6 protein-coding genes and 1 tRNA gene are annotated in these 6,008 nt (G+C 59.0%); 4 read left to right on the top strand and 3 right to left on the bottom strand.

The genetic code is table 11. The features are described 5' to 3' along the window. Positions 1–747 precede the first annotated feature (747 nt). Both RHIBUN_RS0107825 and RHIBUN_RS0107820 read right to left on the bottom strand, forming a co-directional pair. Positions 748–832 (bottom strand) — tRNA-Leu (locus tag RHIBUN_RS0107825). Between the two features lie 54 nt (positions 833–886). Then, positions 887–1,246 (bottom strand): hypothetical protein, encoded by a 360-nt coding sequence (locus tag RHIBUN_RS0107820; protein WP_025659121.1) that lies wholly within the window; start codon positions 1,244–1,246, stop codon positions 887–889. Positions 1,247–1,424: 178 nt separating this feature from the next. On the opposite strand from RHIBUN_RS0107820, the gene ilvA reads away from it, so the two are divergent. From ilvA to RHIBUN_RS0107805, 3 genes are all read left to right on the top strand, one after another. After that, entirely contained in the window at positions 1,425–2,675 is a 1,251-nt protein-coding gene (gene ilvA, locus RHIBUN_RS0107815; protein WP_025659120.1) for a threonine ammonia-lyase, read from the top strand. A 35-nt stretch (positions 2,676–2,710) separates the two neighbouring features. Then, on the top strand, positions 2,711–3,037 hold the full coding sequence (locus RHIBUN_RS0107810) for an HlyU family transcriptional regulator (protein ID WP_025659119.1): 327 nt from the start codon (positions 2,711–2,713) through the stop codon (positions 3,035–3,037). A gap of 192 nt (positions 3,038–3,229) precedes the next feature. After that, entirely contained in the window at positions 3,230–4,501 is a 1,272-nt protein-coding gene (locus RHIBUN_RS0107805) for a GGDEF domain-containing protein (RefSeq protein WP_025659118.1), read from the top strand. A 4-nt stretch (positions 4,502–4,505) separates the two neighbouring features. Here the strand turns inward: RHIBUN_RS0107805 and RHIBUN_RS0107800 are convergent, their stop codons facing one another. Further along, positions 4,506–5,282, bottom strand: a complete 777-nt coding sequence (locus RHIBUN_RS0107800; RefSeq protein ID WP_025659117.1) for an SDR family oxidoreductase — start codon at positions 5,280–5,282, stop codon at positions 4,506–4,508. A 104-nt stretch (positions 5,283–5,386) separates the two neighbouring features. Between RHIBUN_RS0107800 and RHIBUN_RS0107795 the strand changes: the two genes are divergently transcribed. Continuing rightward, on the top strand, positions 5,387–5,965 hold the full coding sequence (locus tag RHIBUN_RS0107795; RefSeq protein ID WP_025659116.1) for a TetR/AcrR family transcriptional regulator: 579 nt from the start codon (positions 5,387–5,389) through the stop codon (positions 5,963–5,965). Positions 5,966–6,008 lie beyond the last annotated feature (43 nt).

The raw sequence follows: 6,008 nt of genomic DNA, 5'->3' as shown, positions 1-6,008 counted from the left end.
GGCTCAGGCAGCCATGGCCGCCTGAGCCGGAAACAGACAACCGGACAGGTTTCGGGCGGGCACTGCCATCAGCCCCCCGGAGCAAGGTCCCTTCGCCGGGACGATGGATGGGTTAGGCCGCTGAAAGCCAAGCAGCACTCAGGTGACTGCGCGTTCCTAGATTGGCCAGCCGGTCCTCAGCAGACCCCATAAAGCAGCGGCCAAGCCCCGACTGCGAACAGAAGCAAGCACTCGGCGAGGGACTAAGCTCACAAGGGATTGACTCAAGGCCCGTTACAGAAGGCTTTCACTGGCTACCGCGATGTAAAAAGCGGATCACAACGTCGTGACGTTGCCCGGACGAGCAGCCAAAGGCTGTGCCTGTCCAGTAGGCCGCACCTGGACTCGCCAAGGACACCGGGGCGTCAGCAGCCTGTTGTCTACGGCGTGTGTACATTTAGGATTTACCGGCGTCCGGAATGACAATGGTTGTATTCCTCATTCAGGAAGCTCAGGCCGTGCTCAAAGGTGGCGCATCAACGGATGACCTATGTTAGAAGGTGAGATAGGACATCCGGGAACAGTTCTCACGTTTCGTCCGGAGGACCAATGGACGCTGCTATACTCATGACCGTAGATCATTGTTATCAATCGATCGCCGGGCGCCTGCCGGTTTAATCCACACCCTCAGGCCATGTGCAGCGCCCTACATAAAGTTCGTCCACTCCGGGCGGATTTCTGGATATATTTGAGATAGCGATTTCGATTTGGTGCGAGCGACGGGGATCGAACCCGTATACCTTGCGGTGAGGGATTTTAAGTCCCTTGCGTCTACCAGTTTCGCCACGCTCGCGCAGGCATTCTCCTTCAACGACTGAGGCGATTCAGTCAAGAGCGAGACGGCTCCTCATGTTTGCGCTGGACGCGCTGCAATACGGACCGGATTCAAAAGGCAACCGGCAACCACGCCGACGGATGCGCCGACAATCTTGACCGCGGCGTCGTGGAAGCGCGCATGGCGCGTCGGCGACAGGCATTGCAGATACTCAACTGCCAAGGCGCCGGCGGCCAGGAGAAGCGCGACCGCGATCCAATGCCGCGGATAGGCGAGCGCGAACATGAAGCCGGCCAACGAATAAGCCAGAGCGCGGTCGAGATTGACTGACGTGACCGTATGCGGGCGCAACCCGATCGGCGACAGGGTGACGAAAATAATGGCCGCGAAAAGCAGCCAGGCAATCGGTCTTGCAAATTTGCTTGAGATCATCCGGGCGATGTAGCCGCATTGCGAGCGAATTGATAGCGCACAATCGCGTTATTGCGCGAACGGCGGCAGCCGATACAAAAGATGACTTCGCAAGTGGACAATATTGGCGGATATGGGCTTTTTCCCGTTGCGCGCTTATGCCATAGCGGTGGTCGGTAACAGCAATGGACGAACGATTGTGACCAGGCAGGATGTCGAGAGCGCCGAAGCGGCCATGCGCAGCCTATTTCCAGCAACGCCACTGCAGCTGAACGAGCACCTGTCGGCGCGCTATGGCGCCGACATCTGGCTGAAGCGCGAAGACCTTTCACCCGTGCGTTCCTACAAGATTCGCGGCGCCTTCAATTTCTTCCGCAAGGCGATCGCCGAGGGTGCTGGCGGCAAGACCTTCGTCTGCGCCTCGGCCGGCAATCATGCCCAGGGCTTTGCCTTCGTCTGCCGCTATTTCGGCGTGCATGGCGTTGTCTTCATGCCGGTGACAACGCCGCAGCAGAAGATCGACAAGACGCGCATCTTTGGCGCGGAGTTCATCACCATCAAGCTGACGGGCGACTTCTTCGATCAATGCTACAAGGCCGCCCGCGATCACGTCGAGGCGATCGACGGCGTCATGGTGCCGCCGTTCGACCATCCGGATATCATCGAAGGCCAGGCGACGGTTGCCGCGGAAATCCTGCAGCAACTGCCCGAAGGGACCACACCTGATATGGTCGTCATGCCGGTCGGTGGCGGCGGACTGGCGGCTGGCATCACTAGTTATCTCGATGATTTTGTGCCAAAATCCGGCTTCATCTTCACGGAGCCGGCCGGCGCGCCGAGCCTGAAGCGAAGCATCGAAGCAAGGCAGGTGGTGACGCTCGCCAAGGTTGACAATTTCGTCGACGGTGCGGCCGTTGCGCGGATCGGGGATCTGAACTTCGCCGCCCTGGAAGGCTTTCCCACCGAGCAGGTCATGCTGATGCCGGAAAACGCCATTTGCGTGACCATCGGCGAGATGCTGAACGTCGAGGGAGTCGTCCTCGAACCGGCGGGAGCACTATCGCTGACCGCAATTGCCGCGATGGATCCGGAAGTGCTGAGAGGCAAGACCGTCATCGCCGTTGTCTCCGGGGGCAACTTCGATTTCGAACGCCTTCCCGATGTCAAGGAGCGCGCAATGCGCTATGCCGGATTGAAGAAGTACTTCATCCTGCGGATGCCTCAGCGACCCGGCGCCTTGCGCGACTTTCTGAACCTGCTTGGCCCCGACGACGACATCGCCCGTTTCGAGTATCTCAAGAAGACGGCTCGCAATTTCGGCTCGGTGTTGATCGGTATTGAGACCAAGGCGCCCGAGAATTTCGCGCAGCTCATCGCGAACTTCGAGAATGCGGCCATCGGCTTCGAGGACATCACCGAAAACGAGATCCTCGCAAACCTCATCATTTAACTTTTCCGGCACGCGCTGCCATGATAAGGCGAAATATGGCTTCGATCTTCTCCAGTATTTTCTCAATGTTTTCAGGCGGCGGCAAATCGCCTGAAGCGCCGGCTGGCGTCTCTTCCGAGCCGCAGCTCTATGGGGACTGCTCGATCTATGCCGAGCCGCAAAAGGAAGGCGGCCAGTACCGCCTTGCCGGCCGGATCGAGAAAACTGTCGGGGGCGAGGTCCTCGTACGCAATTTCATTCGCGCCGACATGTTCGGATCTTGGGATGATGCGATCGAGTGCACGGTGCGCAAGGCGCAGCAGATCATCGACCAGAACGGGCCGTCATTGTTCAACGACGGCGCGAAAGTTCGCCAGGTCTGATCCGCTTTCCTCGGAATCGGTAGGACGATACTGATACTCACGCAATCTTAAAGCATTACGAGGAATCTTGGTGTCCGCAGCCTTGCAGGACAGCCACGTGCCTTACGACAAACACAGACCATCGCTCATGTTCGCCGCCATTAAGGTGTGGTGGACTGCCTCTGGATGCGCGCTGGCTGGTGAGAGGGGCAGCTGATGGAAGCCTTTAACCTGCTGCTGTTTGCCATTGCCGCCGTTGGCTATTTCACGCTCATGGTGACGTTACTGCACTTCCGCCAGCGCCTCGGCCTGGGCATGTTTCTCACTGCCCTCGGTGTCATGCACTTCATGGAAACCTACCTGGCGGCAGTCTTTTATGTCGCGCTACCGTTCGGCATTGCGTCGCCTGGTTCGTCGGTATTCTTCACTGGCAAGCTGATGATGATTCTCATGCTTTATCGGCAAGAGGACGCTGCTACCGTTCGCCAACCGATCTACGGCCTGTTTGTCGGCAATATCCTGACGGTCGCCGTAGCATGGCTGCTGCAACTGCATACGCCGATCGAGCTCCCTCGGGGCGATGGCGCGAACTTCGATTTCCTCAAGGAAATGGGATGGCTCATGGTTTGGGGGACGACGCTCCTCTATCTCGATTCCATCGGCATTATCCTGCTGTACGAGCGCCTCGGCCGCTTCCTGAAGCACTGGATCATTGTGCGCTTTATGATCTGCGGCTTCGTCATCCTCACATTCGATCAGATCGGGTTCTTCGGTGCGCTCCACTACTTCCTCGAGATTCCTGCCTCTGCCTTCTGGGACGGATGGAAGGCCAAGATGTTTGCCGTCTGCATCTATGCGTTGCTCTTCGCCGTCTACGAAGTTTGGATACGGCGCGAAGGCATTCCCGCGAGCGTGCGGCCGATCAGTGATGTCTTCAGTGACCTGACCTTCCGGGAGCGTTACAACGATCTGCTTGATCGTACCGGCAGGGACGTGCTGACGGGGGTCTACGATCGCGCGCGAATGGAGATGGAAGCGCCGGTCATGGTTCGCGAAGCACTGCGGCAGGGACACTCCGCCACGGTCATCATTCTGGACGCGGACCATTTCAAGGAGGTCAACGACCGCTTCGGGCATCTGCAGGGAGATGAGGTGTTGAAGGCGATCACGCTTCGCCTCGGCAGCATTTTGCGATCGGCCGACCGTGTCTTCCGTTTTGGCGGCGAGGAATTCGTCGCGGTCTGCCCGGCAACCGACCATGCCGAGGGAATGGGGCTGGCCGAACGCTTGCGCTGGACGATCGCGAATAGCGTCAAGACGCCGGATGGCGAGCCCGTGACCATCAGTATCGGCGTGGCGACAGCCGATACCGACGGCGTGAGCTTCACAACGGTTCTTTCGGCCGCCGACCAGAGGCTCTACCAGGCGAAGAAAAGCGGTCGCAATTGCGTGGTCGGCAAGCCCGGACTCGAGAAGATCGATTAGCCGATCACGATGCGCGGAATATTTTGGCGCCGGACGGGGCGCTCGTCGCGCCGCCATCGACCACAATTTCAATCCCTGTGACGTTGGTCGAATCGCTTGACGCGAAATAGAGCGCGGCCTTGGCAATTTCCTCCGCTTCGCTCATTCGGCCGAGCGGGCTCATTGCGCCCAGCCGGGCTTCAAGCGCCGACATTGCATCCGCCGTCGACGCCACCGGTTGCCAGATCGGTGTCTTGGTGCCGCCTGGCGTGACCTGGTTGACGCGGATGCCGCGCGGCGCAAGCTCGGAAGCCATATTGCGGGTCATGGCACGTACCGCACCCTTCGTCGCTGCATAGGCTGAATAGCCGGGCGCACCAAGCACCGCATGAACCGAGCCGTTTAGGATGACCGAGCTGCCGTCGTTCAGATGCGGCAATGCCGACTGGACCGTAAAGAAGACGGAGGTCAGGTTCGTGCTGATGATCGTGTTAAATTGCTCCAGCGACGTTCCACCAAGGGGAGTCGCACCGCCAATCCCGGCATTTGCAAAGAGCACGTCAAATTTGCCGAACTTGGCGGCGGCTTCCGCAAAGGCCCGCTCCGTGGCCGCGACGTCCGTTACATCAAGTCTCAGCGCAAGCACGTTGCTGCCGAACGCCTTCTCGGCGGCGGCGAGGGTCTCGGTATTCCGGCCGGTGATGATCACCTTCGCCCCTTCGTCGAGGAAGACCTTGGCAGTTGCAAGACCGATGCCGCTATTTCCGCCCGTGATGAGGGCGACCTTGTTCTGCAGACGCATTGCATGACTCCTCTTGGAAAATTGCGCCATCTGGATTACGATATACATCCAGAAGGATTATGATCGTAATCTAAATCTGTCAACCGGTGTGGGGAGAGATTTTTATGGGCCACTCACAGCAGGACAAGCGCAAGACACACGAGCGGATCGTCGAAATTGCATCGAAGCGTCTGCGTGAGAAGGGGCTGGATGGCGTCGGCGTCGCGGATCTGATGAAGGAGGCGGGGCTGACCGTCGGTGGCTTCTACAAGCATTTTGCGTCCCGAGACGAACTGGTGGCAGAGGCAATGCAATCGGCCTTCGGCGCCTGGTCGGCGAAGGTTCGGTCGGAGGGGCGGACTCCAGAGGACATTCCGTTGCAGGAGTATGCGGCGATCTACCTGAGCGGAAAACACCGGGACGATACAGCCGGCGGGTGTCCGTTTGCGGCCCTGACGGCCGATCTGGCCCGCAGTGGCGAGAGGTGCCGATCGCTTGCGACTGATCAGCTGAAGACGAGCGTAAACAGCATGCAGGCGCGCATTGACGCCACCGATGAGGCAGAGGCTCGCCGCAAGGCGATCATCATGTCCTGTCTCATGAGTGGAGCGCTTGGCCTTGCACGGATATCCAACGATGAAGCCTTTGGCGGCGAGATCCTCGACACTGTGAAGGCCTTCGTGAACGAGTTCGGCACAAAATGAAAACGGCCGGTGAGAACCGGCCGTTTCAACATCGATTTCGACA

The organism is Rhizobium sp. IBUN (genome assembly GCF_000510625.1).
In the GTDB taxonomy this organism is placed as follows: domain Bacteria; phylum Pseudomonadota; class Alphaproteobacteria; order Rhizobiales; family Rhizobiaceae; genus Rhizobium; species Rhizobium altiplani.
Note: the sequence above shows the minus strand (reverse complement) of the source record. Positions and strands in the feature narration are given on the sequence as shown.

What these genes read in the sequence shown, in the direction of transcription:
- RHIBUN_RS0107810 (WP_025659119.1), top strand. Translation starts at nt 2,711, where the DNA reads ATGGCTTCGATCTTCTCCAGTATTTTCTCAATGTTTTCAGGCGGCGGC.
- RHIBUN_RS0107800 (WP_025659117.1), bottom strand. Translation starts at nt 5,282, where the DNA reads ATGCGTCTGCAGAACAAGGTCGCCCTCATCACGGGCGGAAATAGCGGC.
- RHIBUN_RS0107795 (WP_025659116.1), top strand. Translation starts at nt 5,387, where the DNA reads ATGGGCCACTCACAGCAGGACAAGCGCAAGACACACGAGCGGATCGTC.
- RHIBUN_RS0107820 (WP_025659121.1), bottom strand. Translation starts at nt 1,246, where the DNA reads ATGATCTCAAGCAAATTTGCAAGACCGATTGCCTGGCTGCTTTTCGCG.